Origin of the sequence: Pseudomonas putida (genome assembly GCF_028682455.1) — a bacterium.
GTDB lineage: Bacteria > Pseudomonadota > Gammaproteobacteria > Pseudomonadales > Pseudomonadaceae > Aquipseudomonas > Aquipseudomonas putida_AA.
This window is the reverse complement of the sequence record NZ_JANHLD010000001.1, coordinates 123961-140779: the sequence shown is the minus strand read 5'-3', so window position 1 is coordinate 140779 and position 16819 is coordinate 123961. Positions and strand designations below refer to the sequence as shown.

The 16819-nt window shown below is 56.9% G+C and carries 18 protein-coding genes; 8 read left to right on the top strand and 10 right to left on the bottom strand.

What is annotated here, in order from left to right; all coding sequences use genetic code 11:
- The first annotated feature begins 42 nt into the window (after nucleotides 1-42).
- From NPS58_RS00660 to NPS58_RS00650, 3 genes are all read left to right on the top strand, one after another.
- Entirely contained in the window at nucleotides 43-600 is a 558-nt protein-coding gene (locus NPS58_RS00660; RefSeq protein WP_274112730.1) for a Smr/MutS family protein, read from the top strand.
- Between the two features lie 69 nt (nucleotides 601-669).
- Complete coding sequence (gene folE / locus NPS58_RS00655) at nucleotides 670-1215, top strand: GTP cyclohydrolase I FolE (RefSeq protein WP_028943701.1); 546 nt, start codon at nucleotides 670-672, stop codon at nucleotides 1213-1215.
- A 59-nt stretch (nucleotides 1216-1274) separates the two neighbouring features.
- Nucleotides 1275-1643, top strand: a complete 369-nt coding sequence (locus NPS58_RS00650) for a glutathione S-transferase N-terminal domain-containing protein (protein ID WP_274112728.1) — start codon at nucleotides 1275-1277, stop codon at nucleotides 1641-1643.
- Nucleotides 1644-1647: 4 nt separating this feature from the next.
- Here NPS58_RS00650 and NPS58_RS00645 read toward each other — a convergent pair whose 3' ends face one another.
- Nucleotides 1648-2250, bottom strand: a complete 603-nt coding sequence (locus NPS58_RS00645; RefSeq protein ID WP_274112726.1) for a glutathione S-transferase family protein — start codon at nucleotides 2248-2250, stop codon at nucleotides 1648-1650.
- 145 nt (nucleotides 2251-2395) lie between these two features.
- Between NPS58_RS00645 and NPS58_RS00640 the strand changes: the two genes are divergently transcribed.
- A complete protein-coding gene (locus NPS58_RS00640) occupies nucleotides 2396-3589 on the top strand; it encodes a benzoate/H(+) symporter BenE family transporter (RefSeq protein ID WP_274112724.1) in 1194 nt (397 codons plus the stop codon).
- A 60-nt stretch (nucleotides 3590-3649) separates the two neighbouring features.
- On the opposite strand, the gene NPS58_RS00635 is transcribed toward NPS58_RS00640, so the two are convergent.
- Entirely contained in the window at nucleotides 3650-5038 is a 1389-nt protein-coding gene (locus NPS58_RS00635; RefSeq protein WP_274112722.1) for a PLP-dependent aminotransferase family protein, read from the bottom strand.
- 74 nt (nucleotides 5039-5112) lie between these two features.
- Between NPS58_RS00635 and NPS58_RS00630 the strand changes: the two genes are divergently transcribed.
- Nucleotides 5113-6321, top strand: coding sequence for an MFS transporter (locus NPS58_RS00630; RefSeq protein WP_337994253.1), 1209 nt, complete (start codon nucleotides 5113-5115; stop codon nucleotides 6319-6321).
- Here NPS58_RS00630 and NPS58_RS00625 read toward each other — a convergent pair.
- Nucleotides 6314-7075: an SDR family oxidoreductase gene (locus NPS58_RS00625; protein WP_274112718.1), complete on the bottom strand. Its 762-nt coding sequence runs from the start codon at nucleotides 7073-7075 to the stop codon at nucleotides 6314-6316. The genes NPS58_RS00630 and NPS58_RS00625 overlap by 8 nt on opposite strands.
- Nucleotides 7076-7304: 229 nt before the next feature.
- Between NPS58_RS00625 and NPS58_RS00620 the strand changes: the two genes are divergently transcribed.
- Nucleotides 7305-8309 (top strand): NADP-dependent oxidoreductase, encoded by a 1005-nt coding sequence (locus NPS58_RS00620; protein WP_274112717.1) that lies wholly within the window; start codon nucleotides 7305-7307, stop codon nucleotides 8307-8309.
- On the opposite strand, the gene pyrF is transcribed toward NPS58_RS00620, so the two are convergent.
- Complete coding sequence (gene pyrF, locus NPS58_RS00615; RefSeq protein ID WP_274112715.1) at nucleotides 8299-9000, bottom strand: orotidine-5'-phosphate decarboxylase; 702 nt, start codon at nucleotides 8998-9000, stop codon at nucleotides 8299-8301. The genes NPS58_RS00620 and pyrF overlap by 11 nt on opposite strands.
- 178 nt (nucleotides 9001-9178) lie before the next feature.
- Between pyrF and NPS58_RS00610 the strand changes: the two genes are divergently transcribed.
- A complete protein-coding gene (locus NPS58_RS00610) occupies nucleotides 9179-9346 on the top strand; it encodes a DUF2897 family protein (RefSeq protein WP_010224101.1) in 168 nt (55 codons plus the stop codon).
- 24 nt (nucleotides 9347-9370) lie between these two features.
- Here NPS58_RS00610 and NPS58_RS00605 read toward each other — a convergent pair whose 3' ends face one another.
- From NPS58_RS00605 to rfbC, 6 genes are all read right to left on the bottom strand, one after another.
- Complete coding sequence (locus NPS58_RS00605; protein ID WP_274115330.1) at nucleotides 9371-10168, bottom strand: SDR family NAD(P)-dependent oxidoreductase; 798 nt, start codon at nucleotides 10166-10168, stop codon at nucleotides 9371-9373.
- Nucleotides 10169-10311: 143 nt separating this feature from the next.
- Nucleotides 10312-10638 carry a ComEA family DNA-binding protein gene (locus NPS58_RS00600; protein ID WP_274112713.1) on the bottom strand — a complete coding sequence of 109 codons (327 nt, stop codon included), beginning with the start codon at nucleotides 10636-10638 and terminating at the stop codon, nucleotides 10312-10314.
- Nucleotides 10639-10854: 216 nt separating this feature from the next.
- A complete protein-coding gene (rfbA, locus tag NPS58_RS00595; protein ID WP_274112711.1) occupies nucleotides 10855-11736 on the bottom strand; it encodes a glucose-1-phosphate thymidylyltransferase RfbA in 882 nt (293 codons plus the stop codon).
- A gap of 5 nt (nucleotides 11737-11741) precedes the next feature.
- Nucleotides 11742-12638 carry a dTDP-4-dehydrorhamnose reductase gene (rfbD, locus tag NPS58_RS00590; protein ID WP_274112709.1) on the bottom strand — a complete coding sequence of 299 codons (897 nt, stop codon included), beginning with the start codon at nucleotides 12636-12638 and terminating at the stop codon, nucleotides 11742-11744.
- On the bottom strand, nucleotides 12638-13708 hold the full coding sequence (gene rfbB / locus NPS58_RS00585) for a dTDP-glucose 4,6-dehydratase (RefSeq protein WP_274112707.1): 1071 nt from the start codon (nucleotides 13706-13708) through the stop codon (nucleotides 12638-12640). The genes rfbD and rfbB overlap by 1 nt, the downstream gene beginning before the upstream one ends.
- Nucleotides 13709-13906: 198 nt before the next feature.
- Entirely contained in the window at nucleotides 13907-14452 is a 546-nt protein-coding gene (gene rfbC / locus NPS58_RS00580; RefSeq protein ID WP_274112705.1) for a dTDP-4-dehydrorhamnose 3,5-epimerase, read from the bottom strand.
- Between the two features lie 443 nt (nucleotides 14453-14895).
- On the opposite strand from rfbC, the gene NPS58_RS00575 reads away from it, so the two are divergent.
- A complete protein-coding gene (locus NPS58_RS00575) occupies nucleotides 14896-16602 on the top strand; it encodes an LTA synthase family protein (RefSeq protein WP_274112704.1) in 1707 nt (568 codons plus the stop codon).
- Nucleotides 16603-16819 lie beyond the last annotated feature (217 nt).

Below are 16819 nucleotides of genomic sequence, written 5' to 3'. Positions count from 1 at the left end.
CGGGGGAGTCGCGTAAACTACGCCGCCCAGGCGGAGGCTTACATGCAAGACGACGATTTTTCCCTGTTCAAAAGCGAAATGCGCGGCGTCAAGCCGATCAAGCATGATCGCGCCGAAGTCGGCAAACCCAAGGCCGACCGCAAGCAGTTGGCCGGCCTGCGTCAGGCCGCCACCGTGCGCAGCGACCAGACTGTGGTCGACGGCCTTTCTGACCAGTTTGTCATCGATGTTGGCCCCGAGGATGACCTGCACTGGAGCCGTGACGGTGTCCAGGAAAGCCAGATGCGCAAGCTCAAGCTTGGCCAGGTCGGTTTTGAAGGCAGTCTCGACCTGCACGGCATGAACGTTGAAAAAGCCCGTGAAACCCTGTGGGCGTTTCTCGCCGAGGCGACCCGCTTCGAAGTCCGTTGCGTGCGCGTCACCCACGGCAAGGCTGTACGCCTGGATGGCAAGAGGCCGATGATCAAGAGCCACGTCAACACCTGGCTGCGCCAGCACCCTCAGGTACTGGGCTTTACCTCCTGCCAGGCCCGCCATGGCGGCACCGGAGCAGTGTATGTGATGCTCAAACGAACCATGCTCGAAGGCCGTGACGAGTAACGCCGTACTTGCAGCGCCGCCACAGCCGCCGTACCCTTCGCGTTTGCGATAATTCCCACAGGTAGATCCATGTCCCTGGAACAGAACTACACCGCTATCCTCGGCCAGCTCGGCGAGGACGTCTCCCGCGAGGGCCTGCTCGACACGCCCAAGCGGGCTGCGAAGGCCATGCAGTACCTTTGCCGCGGTTATGAACAAACGCTCGAAGAAGTGACCAACGGCGCCCTGTTCAGCTCCGACAACAGCGAAATGGTCCTGGTCAAGGACATCGAGCTGTACTCGCTGTGCGAGCACCATATGCTGCCGTTCATCGGCAAGGCCCATGTGGCCTACATTCCCGATGGCAAGGTCCTGGGTTTGTCGAAGGTAGCGCGTATCGTCGATATGTACGCCCGTCGTCTGCAGATCCAGGAAAACCTCAGCCGCCAGGTCGCCGAAGCGATCCAGAAGGTCACTGGCGCACTGGGCGTGGCTGTGGTTATCGAAGCCAAGCACATGTGCATGATGATGCGCGGTGTGGAAAAACAGAATTCGACCATGATCACTTCGGTGATGCTCGGCGAATTCCGCGAAAACGCCGCGACCCGCAGCGAGTTTCTCAGCCTGATCAAGTAATCGGGCGTGCCTGCGAGCCGACCCTCGGGGGTCGGCTTTTTTCATTCCGAGGAGTTGCCATGATCGTCAAAGCACTGCGTGTGGGCCTTGGCCAGTTAATTGTATTCGCCGACTGGATCAGCCGCCCGGCCAAGCTCAAGCGTGACCCGGCTGCCCAGGCCCTGATCGAGCAACAGGCCAAGGGCCTTAGCCTGTATCAGTTCCACGCCTGCCCATTCTGCGTGAAAACCCGTCGCACCCTGCATCGCCTGAACGTGCCGGTGAGCCTGCGCGATGCCAAGAACAACGAACAGGATCGCCAGACCCTGCTCAGCGAAGGTGGCAAAATCAAAGTGCCGTGCCTGCGCATCGAAGAAGACGGTAAGACCACCTGGATGTACGAATCCAAGGTGATCATCGACTACCTCAACAAGCGTTTCGCCGCCTGATCGATCAACCGATCATGGTCACATGACGGGGATGGCTGGCCACGCGTTCCAGCCATGCCTGGATGCCCGGGTACGCATCCAGGTCAAACCCGCCCTGATGGGCGACATGGGTGTACGCATACAAGGCAACGTCGGCGATCGAGTAGCGATCACCCACCAGATACGGCGTTAGTTGCAGCTGTTTCTCCATGACCCGCAGGGCCTTGTAGCCGCCCTTGTGCAAGGTCTTGTATTCCTCCAGGCGCTCTTGTGGCAACCCCAGGTAATACTGGATGAAGCGCGCCACGGCTATGTACGGCTCATGGCTGTACTGCTCGAAGAACTGCCACTGCAGCACCTGGGTACGCAGACGCGGCTCGGTGGGCAGGTACTCGCTGCCATCGGCGAGGAAGTTCAGGATCGCGTTGGATTCCCACAGGTAAGTGCCGTCCTCGAGCTCAAGCACGGGCACTTTGCCATTGGGGTTCATGGCCAGGAACGCCGGGGTTTCTGTCTCACCCTTGAGGATATCCACCGAGTGCCATTCGTAGGGCAGGTCAAGCAAATGCAGCATCAACTTGACCTTGTAGCAGTTGCCCGACTGGTAATCACCGTAAACCTTGTACATCACTTCCCCCATTCAATGGCTGAAACGTGCCCGCCCACATAGTTGGCGACTGTACGGCTAAATGCAATGGTTGCTGTATGGCAAAGATCAAGGAGCTGCACGGTAGTCTGAAAAATCTGCTTACACCCAGAACAAGGATTGCCCCATGCCCGACGCCACCTCCGCGCAATTGCGCCCGCTGGCCGACTCCTCCCCCTCGGCCGTGGTCGCAGGTTTCATCGCCATGATGACCGGCTACACCAGCTCCCTGGTGCTGATGTTCCAGGCTGGACAAGCTGCCGGCCTGACCAGCGCCCAGATTTCCTCGTGGATCTGGGCCCTGTCGATCGGCATGGCCGTGTGCAGCATCGGCCTCTCGTTGCGATATCGCACCCCCATCACCGTCGCCTGGTCGACCCCGGGTGCCGCCCTGTTGATCACAAGCCTGGGCGGTGTCAGTTATGGCGAAGCCATCGGGGCTTACATCACCTGCGCCGTGCTGGTCGTGATCTGCGGTCTCACCGGTAGCTTCGAGCGCCTGGTCAAGCGTATCCCCGCCTCACTGGCGTCCGCATTGCTGGCGGGTATCCTGTTCAAGATCGGCAGTGAAATCTTCATTGCCGCCCAGCATCGCACCACGCTGGTACTGGGAATGTTCTTCAGCTACCTGATCATCAAGCGCCTGTCGCCGCGTTATGCCGTGCTCGCCGCATTGCTGGTCGGCACTGCATTGTCGGGGGCGATGGGCCTGCTCGACTTCAGCGGCTTCAGCCTGGAGGTGGCCACGCCGGTGTGGACCACACCGAGCTTTTCCCTGGCAGCCACCATCAGCATCGGTATCCCCTTGTTCGTGGTCGCCATGACCTCGCAGAACATGCCCGGCGTGGCCGTACTGCGCGCCGACGGCTACCAGGTACCCGCCTCGCCACTCATCTCGGTGACGGGCCTGGCCTCACTGGTACTGGCGCCCTTCGGCTCCCACGGGATCAACCTGGCCGCCATCAGCGCGGCGATCTGCACCGGCCCCCACGCCCACGAAGACCCGAGCAAGCGCTACACAGCAGCCGTCTGGTGCGGAATTTTCTATGGTATTGCCGGCATCTTTGGCGCCACCCTCGCCGCCCTGTTCGCCGCCCTGCCCAAGGAACTGGTGCTCTCGATCGCCGCGCTGGCCCTGTTCGGTTCGATCATGAACGGCCTGACGGTAGCCATGAACGAGGCCAAGGAACGAGAAGCGGCGCTGATCACCTTCATGGTGACCGCATCGGGCTTTACCTTGTTCTCGATTGGCTCGGCGTTCTGGGGAATCGTGGCGGGCGTACTGACGCTGCTGATACTCAACTGGCGCAAAGCCGCGTAGGCGGGCTTGCCTCGCGATAGCGATCTAGCTGTCACATCGCATCGCGGGGCAAACCCACTCCTACAAGGGGCGTCCTGCACGCAGAAGGAACGCCTGCGCCCGCTGGTCCTGAGCGTAGGCGACGTTTATCCGCAACCAGTCACTGGCAGCACCCTGGGGGTCGAATGCACTGCCCGACGCCAGCAGCACCGAACAGGCCTGCGCCTCACGGGCAAGCGAAGCAAAATCACGGCCCGGGCAGCGGGCCCAGACGAACATGCCGCCATAAGGCTCGGTGAATACCTCCCACCCATACGCCTCCAGTTGCGCCAGCGCCTTGGCCATGTGCTGGGCCAGGCGCAGGCGCAGGCGTGCCACACTTTTTCGGTAAGTTCCGGTGGCCAGCATCTGCGCTACTACCTGCTCAGCAAAACGGGAGGTTCCAAGCCCGGTGACCATCTTGAGCTCTGCCAGCCGGGCGATCAGCGCAGGGGGCGCCACCAGGTAACCGACCCGCAGCGAACTGCTCAATGTCTTGGAGAAACTGGCCAGGTAAATCACCCGTTGCTCGGCGTCCAAGGTAGCCAGGCGTGTCACCGTGCCTTCCTGGAAGTCGGCATAAATATCGTCCTCGATAATCTGTACATCGTATTCACGGGCCAGCTCCAGCAGGCGATAGGCAACCTTGGGCGCCAGGCTGCTGCCGGTAGGGTTTTGATACAAGCTGTTGATATACAGGCAGCGTGGGCGATGATGCTTGAGCAGCGCTTCGAGCACCTGCAAGTCCGGGCCACTGGTGGTACGTGGCATCTCCAGCATTTCGACCTGGTGCTGGCGTAACAGTCGATACAGGTTGTAATAACCCGGGCTTTCCACCAACACCTTGTCACCCGGCTTGAGCAAGGTCCTGACCAACAGGTCGAGGGCATGACTGGCGCCCAGGGTCGTCAGTATCTGCTCCGGGCCAACTTGAATCCCGATCTGGGCAAGCCCCTTGTGCAATTGCATGCGCAGGCTGGCCAGACCCATTGGCGGGCAATAGTCGATCAGCTCTTCAACAGCGCCTCGGCTTACCTGCCGTACGGCTTGAGCAATGGCTTCGCTGGCACGCCACGTGGACGGCACCCAGCCACAGCAGAGGTTGAGCAACACGGCGTCATCACTGAACTGCTGCCAGCGGCTGTCGAACATTTCATCGCGCAATGGCTGGTCGAGCAGCGGCTCATGGAGCTTGTGCTCGGCGACAAAAAAGCCCGCGCCGTGACGCGCCTGTAGCCAGCCGGCCGCCACCAGCCGGTCATAGGCCTCGATCACGCACGACTGGCTAAGCCCCTGCTCGCGTGCCAACTGGCGGATCGACGGCAAGCGACTGCCAGGACGCAGCCGCTTGTGCTCGATCCATGCCTGCAGTTGATCAGCCACCTGTTGCACCAGAGGCGTGGATGAGTGGCGGTCGAGGGTAAGGTGCATAGGCAAAGTGTTCGTTTATTTTGTCCGAACAGTTAATCACAAAACCCCATGCGGTGTGCCTTGTGAGGGAACAGTTGCCAGCGGATAGTCGCCTCGACAACAAGGAGTTGCCCATGTCCACCTCGCGTTCCCCGGCCCTGCTGGCCTTTGCCCTGTGCCTTATCACCTTTGCAGTCAACCTGCAGGCCCCGCTGTACACCGCCTATGCCGAACTCTCCGGCTATGGTGCCGGCGCCACCGCGATTGCGTTCTCTGGATATGTGCTGGGTGTTTTGCCTGTGCTGCTGTTACTCGGCGGCCTTGCCGACCGCGTCGGTCGGCGACCGCTGATCCTCGCCGCCCTGGGACTTTCCATGCTTGCCACCCTGACGATGTTGATCGCGCCCAGCCTGCAAACCCTGGGCTTTGCCAGGCTGCTGCTCGGCATCGGTACAGCACTGGCATCAGCCACCGGTACCGCCTACATGAGCGAGCTGATACACAGCCACGACAACCAGCGCGCCGCAACCTGGGTCACGGCCAGCACTTCGCTGGGATTCGGCCTGGGTGCGGCGCTGACGAGCGTGTTCCTGCTTGACGGCCCAAGCCTGCGGCCGGGCAGTTTCTACCTGCACTTGCTGCTCGCATTGCTGGCCTTGCTGGCAGTCTGGCGCTTACCCGATCAACGCCCGGGGCAGTCGGCGCAACTGCTGCGTTTGCCCTTCTACCCCACCGGCAGCCTGGCTTATGGCCTGGCCATCCTGTTGGCATGGGCCTGCGTGGGCCTGGTGATCGCGTTGCTGCCATCGATCCTCAAGCAGCACGGCTTGGCCAACTGGTCGGGGTTCTCGACCTTTTGCGTGATCAGTTGCGGCTTACTGTTCCAACCCTTTGCGCGTCGACTGTCGCCAGCCAGGGCCACCGCAATCGGCTTGATCGTATTGCCCTGCAGCTATGCGCTACTGGCCTGGGGCGCGGATAGCGGCGCCTTGAGCGCGGTGCTGTTCGGCTCCGTCGCCGCCAGCAGTGCCTGCTACGGCTTCATCTATCTGGGCGGCCTGTCAGCGGTGAATAACCTGGCCGGCGCAGAAAAAACCCGCGCAAGCGCGGGCTTTTTCCTGTTGGCTTACCTGGGGTTCAGCCTGCCGGTGATCTTGACCGGCATGCTGGTTGACCGACTTGGCGCAAGCACTGCCCTGCTGGTGTTCGGCCTGGCGCTACTGGGCGGCTGCCTGATGGTCGGCGTGGCCCTGCTACGCAGCCCAAAAGGCCAGCTGGCCGCGATTACTGCGTCCGTCAAATAGCGGTGGCGCCACCGTCGACCGCCAACGCCTGGCCCGTTGTAAACGCCGCGCCATCGCTGCACAGGTACAACACTGCGCTGGCAATCTCCTCGACCTTGCCGATCCGGCCCACCGGGTGCATGGCCGCGGCAAACTCGCCCTTGCGAGGGTCTGCCTCGTAGGCGCGGCGGAACATATCGGTATCAATCACCGCCGGGCACACGGCGTTGACGCGGACTTTCTTCTTGGCGTACTCGATAGCAGCAGATTTGGTCAGGCCGATCACCGCATGCTTGGAGGCGCTGTAGATGCTCATCCTCGGTGCCGCACCAAGACCAGCCACCGATGCCGTGTTGACAATAGCGCCGCCGCCCTGGGCGAGCATCAGCGGCAGTTGATACTTCATGCACAGCCAGACACCTTTAACATTGACCCCCATGATCGCATCGAACTCGGCCTCGCTACCTTCAGCGAGTCGCCCCTGCTCGATCTCGATACCGGCGTTGTTGAAGGCGTAGTCCAGCCGCCCGTACACCTCGACCGTACGCGCCAGCAACTGCTGGACATCGGCGTCGCGCGTTACATTGCACGTCACGAACAGCGCCTCGCCCCCAGCTGCGCGTATCAATTGGACCGTACCTTCGCCACCTTCGCGGTCCAGGTCAGCCACGACCACCTTCAAGCCTTCGGCGGCGAACGCCAGTGCTGTCGCCCGGCCGATACCTGCAGCGCCACCGGTGACCAGGGCAACCTGGCCGGTAAAAGTCATGCTCATCGCTCGCTCCTGCAACAAATTGGGTCAGTGGCCAGGAGTCTAGTCAGCGACAGGCCTCGTTTGGCAGCATCATCAGGGCGCCGGTTGAAGGGTTATCTGCACGGGTGATTATCGAGAGAAACTGGAATCACTCCGGTGGATCACAATGCATTCGCCAAGCGGAAATACCTTGCCGCAATGGCGGTCAGGGTCTATCAACAAACTTTGCCCTTCACGCGAGAACCCTGCCATGACCTCCCAGACCAATCGCCGTTTCCTGCTTGCCAAGCGCCCTGTCGGCGCAGTCAGCCGTGACGACTTCACTTTCGAGCAGGTTCCGGTCGGTGAACCCGGCGAAGGCCAGGTTCTGGTCAAGAACCTCTACCTGTCGCTGGATCCGGCCATGCGTGGCTGGATGAACGAAGGCAAGTCTTACATTCCACCGGTGGCACTCGGTCAGGTCATGCGCGCGCTGGGCGTGGGCGAAGTGATCGCCTCCAAACATCCAGGCTTTGCCGTTGGCGATCACGTCAATGGTCCGCTGGGGGTGCAGGATTACTTCCTCGGTGAACCTCAAGGCTTCTACAAGATCGATCCGAAGCTGGCGCCGCTGCCCCGCTACCTCTCGGCCCTGGGCATGACTGGTATGACTGCCTATTTCGCCCTGCTAGACGTCGGCGCTCCGAAAGCCGGTGAAACCGTGGTGGTCTCCGGGGCTGCCGGTGCAGTGGGGAGCATTGCCGGACAAATCGCCAAGATCAAAGGCTGCCGTGTGGTCGGCATCGCTGGCGGAGAACAAAAATGCCAGTACCTGAAGGACGAGTTGGGCTTTGACGGCGTGATCGACTACAAGGCGGAGGACGTGCTGGAGGGCCTCAAGCGCGAGTGCCCGAAAGGCGTGGATGTCTACTTCGACAACGTTGGCGGCGACATCCTCGATGCCGTTCTCAGCCGCCTGAACTTCAAGGCGCGAGTAGTGATCTGCGGCGCGATCAGCCAATACAACAACAAGCAGGCCGTCAAAGGACCGGCCAATTACCTGTCACTACTGGTGAACCGTGCACGAATGGAAGGCTTTGTGGTGATGGATCATGCCGCCAACTACGGCAAGGCGGCACAAGAGATTGCCGGCTGGCTCGCAACCGGCAAACTGAAAAGCAAGGAAGATGTGATCGAAGGCCTGGAAACCTTCCCCGAAACACTGCTCAAGCTGTTCAGCGGGGAAAACTTCGGCAAGCTGGTACTCAAGCCCTGATCTGGGCAACCACGTCAGCCAAGGCCTGAGCCGGATTCGCTGCCTGGCTGATCGGGCGACCGATCACCAGGTAGTCGGAGCCCGCGTCCAGTGCCTGGCGCGGCGTAAGAATACGGCGCTGGTCATCCTGGGCGCTGCCAGCCGGGCGAATACCTGGGGTCACCAACTGCAGCGATGGGTGCGCCGCCTTCAGCGCTGGCGCTTCCAGGGCCGAGCACACCAACCCGTCCATACCGGCTTTTTCGGCCAGGGCAGCCAGGCGTAATACCTGCTCCTGCGGCTCGATATCCAGACCGATACCGGCCAGATCCTCACGTTCCATGCTGGTCAGTACGGTCACGCCAATCAACAACGGCTGCGGCCCGCTACGCTTGGCCAACTCTTCACGACAGGCTGCCATCATGCGCAGGCCACCGGAACAGTGCACATTGACCATCCAAACGCCCATCTCCGCGGCGGCTTTGACGGCCATCGCGGTGGTGTTGGGAATGTCGTGGAATTTAAGGTCGAGGAAAACCTCGAAGCCCTTTGCGCACAGTGTTTCGACGATACCCGATGCGCTGCTGGTGAACAGCTCTTTACCGACCTTTACCCGGCACAAAGCAGGATCAAGTTGGTCGGCCAACTTCAGGGCGGCTTCACGGGTAGGGAAATCCAGGGCGACAATGATGGGCGTCTGGCAGGCGGACATGGGCTGGTCTCTTGGCAAGTCTTGAACGGCGCGCATTGTAAACGAAGCGACGCGCCATAGGGGGCCGATGATCGCTAATTGGCCCGGTTGCGGACATCTCCCTATAATTGAACCAATGAATGATGCATTCGCTCATACGTGAAGGAGCGGCGTCATTCGCCGCTCATAGGAGAACTACATGCCCTGGTATGCCTGGTTGATTCTGGTACTGGCAATCGGCTCCATCGTCGGTGGCTTGATGCTACTGCGCGACACCGCCAAAAAGCTGCCCCTTACCGAGGAACAGCTCAAGCGCGTGCATGAGCGCAACGCCGAAATGGACGCAAAGGATGCACAGGACCGCTGAGCCAACGCGCGGACCCGACACGCCTCACTGCAGATAGCGCGCTGCGGCAGAACTGCGCGACAAATTTGGCCGCAGCGCATCACGGGCCTTGATGAACGCCTGCCACTGGGCGACATCAGGTAACGAAGGAATCGTCACCGACTCCTGGCTGTCCAGGCCGCTCAACGCGGCATCGACCATGTCCCCGACTTCCATCACCATCTGTGGGTCGATATGGGCAACATCCAGCCCGGAGCGCTCCCAGATTTCCGTGCGGGTGATCCCGGGCAGCACGGCCTGAACCTGCACACCCTTGTCCTTGAGCTCGCCATTGAGCGTCTGAGTCAGACTCAATACATACGCCTTGCTGGCGCTGTAGACGGCGTTGAACATCTCGGGGGCCAAGGCGACGACCGAGGCAAGATTGATGATAGTGCCGCGACCGGCATTGCCAAATTGAACCGCAGCCGCGGATGCCAGGCGCGTCAGCGCAACAATATTGAGTGCGACCAGCGACTCGATCTGCGCGGCTGTCGCTTCGGCCAAGGTACCGTGCATGGCTATGCCCGCATTATTGACCAATACACCGATGGCCTTGTCGATACGCAAGCGTTCATCGACCCGATCGACGTCCGCTGATTTCGCAAGGTCCGCCGGTAAAACCTCAACATTCACACCATGACGGGCCTGCAAATCTGCGGCCAGCGCCTCGAGTCGCTGCCGGTCCCGAGCGACCAGGATCAAGTCATGGCCACGGGCAGCGATTCGTTCGGCGTAAACCGCGCCGATACCTGAAGAAGCGCCCGTAACAAGGGCGGTGGGCAAATTCGAAAGACCTGACATAGCGGTGATCTCCAAGGCTTGCGGAGGAAGAACTGGCCTGCGAAGACAAAATATTATTACCATAATATTTATACAAGCCCGGCCGACCAAAGGTGCCCCTCACAAACAAGAAGGCCGGTCACTGACCGGCCTTTCTGGAGACGCTAGTTGATGGTGAGCTTGTCGCGATTGCGGTCGAGCAGCGCCTTGCCGATCCCTTTGATCTCAAGCAACTCATCCACCGAGGCAAACGCACCATGCTCTTCGCGATAGGCGACGATGGCTTCGGCCTTGGTTTTTCCGATACCGGAGAGGTTGGTTTGTAGGGTGAGGGCGTCGGCGGTGTTCAGATTGATTAGAGCGGCAACCGGCTGGGTTGCGACAACTGGCACCGGCGTGTTGGCTGGAGTTGCGACCGACGCAGCGCTGGACGAAAAGGAAATGCTCGCGAACAACGGAAGTAGCAGGTAGGACAGAACGGTATTACGCATACTTTAATACTCCTTGGTAGTTTCAGAGGCAGCGTTTCCTTGGCTGCTTCTGAAATCTAGACCCAAGGCCCGAAGATTCAAACCAGTCAGGGTAGAAAGTCGTTTCCAAATCAATCTGATACCACTTTATGAAGATTTGTTACAACCCCTGATCCCTGACTCATATTAAGCTGGGCAGAACCGCCGCCCTATTCAACAGAGTACCGATCGCGCCAATCAGTAAACTTTGTCTTGCAACAAACGCTTCAGATACTGCCCATAGCCGTTCTTCGAGAGCGGTGCTGCAAGTCTCTCGAGTTGCTCAGCACTTATCCAGCCCTGGCGAAACGAAACCTCTTCCGGGCACGCAACCTTCAACCCTTGACGGCGCTCAATAGTAGCAATGTACTGGCTCGCTTCAAGTAACGAGTCATGAGTGCCGGTATCCAGCCATGCATACCCGCGCCCCATGATTTCGACTGATAGGCTGTTGTTCTCAAGGTAGGCCTGATTCACATCGGTTATTTCTAGTTCACCCCGTGCCGATGGTTTAATGCCTTTAGCAATTTCGACCACATCCTGGTCGTAAAAATAAAGTCCGGTTACTGCATAGCTGGACTTCGGTTGTACTGGCTTCTCTTCCAAGCTAATTGCTGAACCTTGTGCATTGAATTCGACTACGCCATAACGCTCAGGATCGTGCACGTGGTACGCAAATACGCTTGCCCCTACAGTCCGGCTATTTGCATTGCTCAGCAACAATTGGAAATCGTGGCCGTAGAAGATGTTATCGCCTAGCACCAGCGCTGAAGGATCGTTGCCAATAAATTGCTCGCCAATGATGAAAGCTTGTGCCAAACCGTCGGGAGACGGCTGAACGGCGTAGGAAATATTCAGACCCCACTGGTGACCATCTCCCAGCAACTGCTCGAAACGTGGCGTGTCCTGCGGAGTTGAAATGATCAGGATATCGCGGATACCTGACAGCATGAGCGTCGTCAGAGGGTAGTAAATCATCGGCTTGTCGTAAACCGGCAAGAGCTGTTTGGAGATCGCCAACGTTGCAGGATGCAGCCGGGTACCCGAGCCACCTGCCAGAATAATGCCTTTACGTTTCATTGCCGTTATTTCCCTTGTATTTCCGTCAGCATCCTTGCGACGCCCAAGCGCCAGTTCGGAAGCTGTAGCCCGAAAACCTGTTCAAGTTTATGGGTGTCTAATCGTGAGTTCGCCGGGCGGCTCGCCGGAGTTGGGTAGTCGTCAGTAGTCAACGCCTTGATTGCGTCGGCCTTCACCTTAAGAGACACACCCGCTTCCTCTGCCAGCTCAAGGACGAAACGAGCATATCCACACCACGTGGTTTCTCCCCCTGCCGCAAGATTATAAAGCCCACTTAACTCTGGCTTGGCACACCATGCAACAATTGCATGAGCGGTGACGTCAGCAATCAGTTCTGCGCCTGTCGGCGCACCAAACTGATCATTTATCACCCCTAGCGTGTCACGCTCGGTCGCTAAACGCAGCATGGTTTTAGCGAAGTTATTGCCGCGTGCCGCGTATACCCAGGAAGTGCGAAATATAAGGTGTGGGCATCCGGATGACTGGACAGCACGCTCACCGGCCAGTTTTGTCCGACCGTAGACATTCAACGGTCCAACAACGTCCTCTTCCCGCCAAGGGGCACAACCGTTACCAGGGAAAACGTAGTCTGTGGAGTAATGGACCAACAGCGCACCAGAGCGTGCCGCTGCTTGTGCCAGCACTTCAACCGCTTGCGCATTGACTCTTTCGGCTTGATGTTGCTCGGACTCAGCCTTGTCGACCGCAGTATAAGCGGCTGCATTGACAATTACATCGGGCTCCCAAGACCGGACCGTCTCAGCCAATCCTTGTAGATCCGTCAGATCACCACAATAATCTTTGCTTTTGGAGCTCAGGGCCAAAAGCTCACCCAGTGGCGCAAGGCTGCGCTGCAGCTCCCAGCCTACCTGGCCGTTCTTGCCGAGCAGGAGTATCTTCATTATTCGGTACGCTCACCGTAGTTTTTCTCGACCCAATCCCGATAACCTCCGGATTGGACATTTTCCACCCACTGCCAGTTACTCAGGTACCACTCAACGGTTTTGCGAATGCCCGTTTCGAACGTTTCCGCCGGCTTCCAACCCAACTCTCTCTCCAACTTACGAGCGTCGATCGCATAGCGGCGATCGTGACCTGGGCGATCCGTTACGAACGTAATCTGATCACAGTAGGATTTGCCATCCGCGCGCGGACGCAGTTCGTCCAGTAACGCGCAAATACGATTGACGATTTCCAGGTTTGGCTTCTCGTTCCAACCGCCAACGTTGTAGACCTCGCCGACCCTACCTGCCTCAAGCACGCGTCGGATAGCACTGCAGTGGTCCTTGACGTAAAGCCAGTCGCGAATCTGTTGGCCATCACCGTAGACCGGCAGCCCCTTATTCCCCAAGGCGTTGACGATCATCAACGGTATTAGCTTTTCCGGGAAATGATACGGCCCATAGTTATTGGAACAATTGGTGGTGAGCACCGGCAAGCCGTAGGTATGGTGGTACGAGCGAACGAGATGGTCACTTGCCGCCTTGCTTGCCGAGTAAGGGCTGTTGGGTTCGTACTGATGGGTCTCGGTGAATGCGGGCTCATTGGCAGCCAAAGAGCCATAGACTTCATCAGTGGATACATGCAGAAAGCGGAAAACCCGCTGTGCGTCATCTGCTAGTGCTTTCCAGTAGGCTCGCACTGCTTCCAACAGTCGGAACGTACCGACAATGTTGGTCTCGATAAAATCTTCGGGACCATGAATCGAACGGTCCACATGCGACTCAGCGGCGAAGTTTATCACTGCGCGAGGTTGGTGTTCAGCCAGCACCCGCTCCACAAGCGCAGTATCACCAATATCGCCGTGAACGAAGAGATGCTTGGGGTTACCATCGATGGAAGCCAAGCTTTGGAGATTCCCGGCATAGGTCAGTTTGTCTAGATTGATGACGAGCTCATCCTTCTGAGCTACCCAGTCCAGAACAAAATTGGCGCCGATAAAGCCGGCTCCGCCAGTTACTAAGATAGTCATTTTTCTGATCTTTTCAGTGGTTTCGTAAGAATGATGGCGGAACATCCTGGCCAAGCATGACCTGCGACACTGAAAGACCTTGAAAGGAATCGTAACAGGCCAGCCACACTTCACTTGGAAAAACCAGGAATTCAGCACTTACCAGTGCATTAAGCATCGTGAGCGGCATTCATTGTACCGTCTATTTTCAGGAGCCACTCAGTCAAAACACTCAGCCTCTACCAACAGTTTGCCCAATTTATCTTTATCTGATAGCAATGGCGGCTCGCTCAATGGCCACTGGATCGCGGAGTGCGGATCATTCCACGCAAGGCAACGTTCGCGGCTAGGCGCATAAAAATCGGTCGTTTTGTAGAGGAACTCCGCGCGCTCACTGAGCACCAAAAAGCCATGAGCAAACCCCTCTGGAACCCAAAGCTGATGTTTGTTCTGCGCCGAGAGATAGGCGCCTACCCACTTGCCGAAAGTAGCTGACGAACGCCGTAGATCGACAGCGACGTCGAAGACTTCACCCTCAACCACCCTCACCAGCTTGCCTTGTGGCTGATGAATCTGGTAGTGCAAGCCTCGCAATACGCCTTTGACCGATGCGGAATGGTTGTCCTGGACAAAATCTACGCGCCGTCCGACAGCATCCTCGAAAACCCGCTGATTGAAGCTTTCGAAGAAAAATCCTCGATCATCGCCAAATACACGAGGCTCGAAAAGAATGACATCGGAAATTGCTAGCGGGGTGGCTTTCACAAAAATCACCAAAGTGGATTGAGTATTGATTTGAACAGGGGGCGGGCTGCCGCTGGTTAGACCACACCCTCAAACGCATGAGCATTGGAAAATACCACACATCATATCCACACACACTGACTCAAGACCTTTCCTGGATAGCCACCCAGGGGGCACATCAGCTGTGCGGCCGGTGCAGCGCATGGTTACGCTGGCTGGCATGCCTCGCCAACATGAGGGTTATGATTGAGATCCTGCTCAAGCGAGGAGGATTATCGACACATAATTTCAAGCACGCCGGGCACCTCGATGAAAATTTGCAAAAAATTGTAGGCGACTGAACATTAGAGTAATGTTAAGACAGAGGCAGCTAAACCAAGTACAGTCGGGTATCGCTTCCATCACATGCCGTTAAACTCTTTGTTCACAAAAATAATGACCCTTTAACCAGCACACGACAGCTTATGAATTCTGTGAAAATCCCATCAAACAAATGCGTAGAGAGTATCAGCATTCTGTCCATCTGCGCAGCTCAGCTTGCTTCTGGATTGTACCTGCAAAATTTCATGTTCTATGTTGACGAAAATTTAAGGTCACTTCCAATTTTACTTTCAGTTACACCTGTCATTTTATTTTATTTACTTCTCAGATTTTTCTTTGCACCCTTACTCTCGGCACTCACAACCAGCGCGACCCTTTGGGTATTATCCATTGCCAATCGTATCAAGTTATCGCTTACTAATGACCCCTTGTCGTGGAGCGATTTATCCTCAACCGCCAACGCCTCGGTGATAACGCACTACTTGACACTGCAACACTGCTTGTTACTACTTGCCATCTTACTTACTCTTTTGTTTGCCTGGAAAATAAATCCGCGAAAAAAAACTTCTCTAAAGAGCACTATTTCTCGATTGATCGCCTGCCTGTTGCTGGCGCCGATTCCATTCTATCTCTATGGGGACATAATTGGCCGTGTGACAGCCGCTGAGGGATTAAAACTTGCCGAAAAACTTGAAGCAACGTATATATCATGGGACTGGGAATTAAACATTGAACGTCATGGTCTTCCATTGCACCTGGCGCACACCAGCCGACGCAGAATTCCTGACACCCCAACCTCACAAGATGTCTTGGCATTTGAAAATCTGCGCCACGCTCCTGAGAGAATTGAGGAGCTCCCGAGAAATATCATCTACATTCTCTGTGAAGCATGCTGGCATGATGAACATCACTTTGCAGCCCCCTTCGCTAAACTGGAGGCACTCGGTTTCAAGCAAACTCGCGCCATCTCCCCGGTCTATGGCGGATCAACGGTGAACGCTACCTTTGAACTGCTAACCGGCCTGCCTGCAAACGGAGCATTGAGTGGTGTCATTTACCAGGAATATGCGTCCTTGATCTCCCCCGCCGCGCATACGCTGCCGCGCTACCTCAGAGACATAGGCTACCGAACACTTGAAGAACATAATCATGGGCGACGATTCTGGCGTCGCGATATAGTAGCACCAAAGTTTGGTTTTGATCAGTTCATAAGCCTGGAGGATATGGGCGAAAAAGTTGGCATTCTTTGGGCGGATGACAAAATCCTCTTCGACCGGGCTCTCAGCGATATTCAGAAAAACAAAGGCAATAACTTTCTGTTCCTAACTACCGTTTCCACACACGGCCCTTATTTTTTTGATAATGACTACGGCCAGAAAAACTACAGTGAGCGACTTGCTAATGCGTTGGATCGGATCGCAACATTTGTAACTCAAGTAAAACTACTGAATCCGAGCACGTTGATCGTCGTCATGGGAGACCACAAACCCGCGCTCAACAAGTTTTTTTACGAAGAAGGCATACTACCTCGGGATCAGTTCGACACCATCGGGGCGACCAATGAAGACTTTTCATTTTCAGCACAATCTTCAGAAGAACTACGCGGAGATGTCCCTGTCTACATCTATTATGATGAAAAAGCCCAAGTGGACACGCTGGTGAGGAATGCAATGGGTCGGCCTTTCTTTTGCCTCAGTCAAGTAATAAACGATGAATTATTAGGCACACGCCTCCCCGCTTTTGAATATGCTAGACAGAATAGCATCTGTAGCGACTTTAAACCTGGCGAATATAAAACTGCAATATTAAAATATCCCGACTGGCTGTACTCGCTCTCTATTCTGAAATAGAACTCTAGGCTTTCCCCTATACCCGTGACCCCGGCATCACGAAGGCGTCAATCCTGTCTATCTGACATCCCAGCATACTTGGCAGTTCAAAGAATGAAGCTCTGAAAACCCTTTACCCAACACATATACACGACGCTGGCAGGCCGTCATAGGACGCCAAGCCAAGGGCCGATCAGCCTCCCAACTATCCAGATAGCCCCACCCTTAAAGTCAACAC

Excerpts from the sequence above, each read along its gene's own strand:
- pyrF (WP_274112715.1), bottom strand. The coding sequence starts at position 9,000 with ATGTCCGCCTGCCAGACGCCCATCATTGTCGCCCTGGATTTCCCTACC.
- rfbD (WP_274112709.1), bottom strand. The coding sequence starts at position 12,638 with ATGAAGATACTCCTGCTCGGCAAGAACGGCCAGGTAGGCTGGGAGCTG.
- folE (WP_028943701.1), top strand. The coding sequence starts at position 670 with ATGTCCCTGGAACAGAACTACACCGCTATCCTCGGCCAGCTCGGCGAG.
- NPS58_RS00605 (WP_274115330.1), bottom strand. The coding sequence starts at position 10,168 with ATGTCAGGTCTTTCGAATTTGCCCACCGCCCTTGTTACGGGCGCTTCT.
- NPS58_RS00575 (WP_274112704.1), top strand. The coding sequence starts at position 14,896 with ATGAATTCTGTGAAAATCCCATCAAACAAATGCGTAGAGAGTATCAGC.
- rfbB (WP_274112707.1), bottom strand. The coding sequence starts at position 13,708 with ATGACTATCTTAGTAACTGGCGGAGCCGGCTTTATCGGCGCCAATTTT.
- NPS58_RS00645 (WP_274112726.1), bottom strand. The coding sequence starts at position 2,250 with ATGTACAAGGTTTACGGTGATTACCAGTCGGGCAACTGCTACAAGGTC.
- NPS58_RS00610 (WP_010224101.1), top strand. The coding sequence starts at position 9,179 with ATGCCCTGGTATGCCTGGTTGATTCTGGTACTGGCAATCGGCTCCATC.
- NPS58_RS00635 (WP_274112722.1), bottom strand. The coding sequence starts at position 5,038 with ATGCACCTTACCCTCGACCGCCACTCATCCACGCCTCTGGTGCAACAG.
- NPS58_RS00640 (WP_274112724.1), top strand. The coding sequence starts at position 2,396 with ATGCCCGACGCCACCTCCGCGCAATTGCGCCCGCTGGCCGACTCCTCC.
- rfbA (WP_274112711.1), bottom strand. The coding sequence starts at position 11,736 with ATGAAACGTAAAGGCATTATTCTGGCAGGTGGCTCGGGTACCCGGCTG.
- NPS58_RS00660 (WP_274112730.1), top strand. The coding sequence starts at position 43 with ATGCAAGACGACGATTTTTCCCTGTTCAAAAGCGAAATGCGCGGCGTC.
- NPS58_RS00650 (WP_274112728.1), top strand. The coding sequence starts at position 1,275 with ATGATCGTCAAAGCACTGCGTGTGGGCCTTGGCCAGTTAATTGTATTC.
- NPS58_RS00600 (WP_274112713.1), bottom strand. The coding sequence starts at position 10,638 with ATGCGTAATACCGTTCTGTCCTACCTGCTACTTCCGTTGTTCGCGAGC.
- NPS58_RS00625 (WP_274112718.1), bottom strand. The coding sequence starts at position 7,075 with ATGAGCATGACTTTTACCGGCCAGGTTGCCCTGGTCACCGGTGGCGCT.
- NPS58_RS00620 (WP_274112717.1), top strand. The coding sequence starts at position 7,305 with ATGACCTCCCAGACCAATCGCCGTTTCCTGCTTGCCAAGCGCCCTGTC.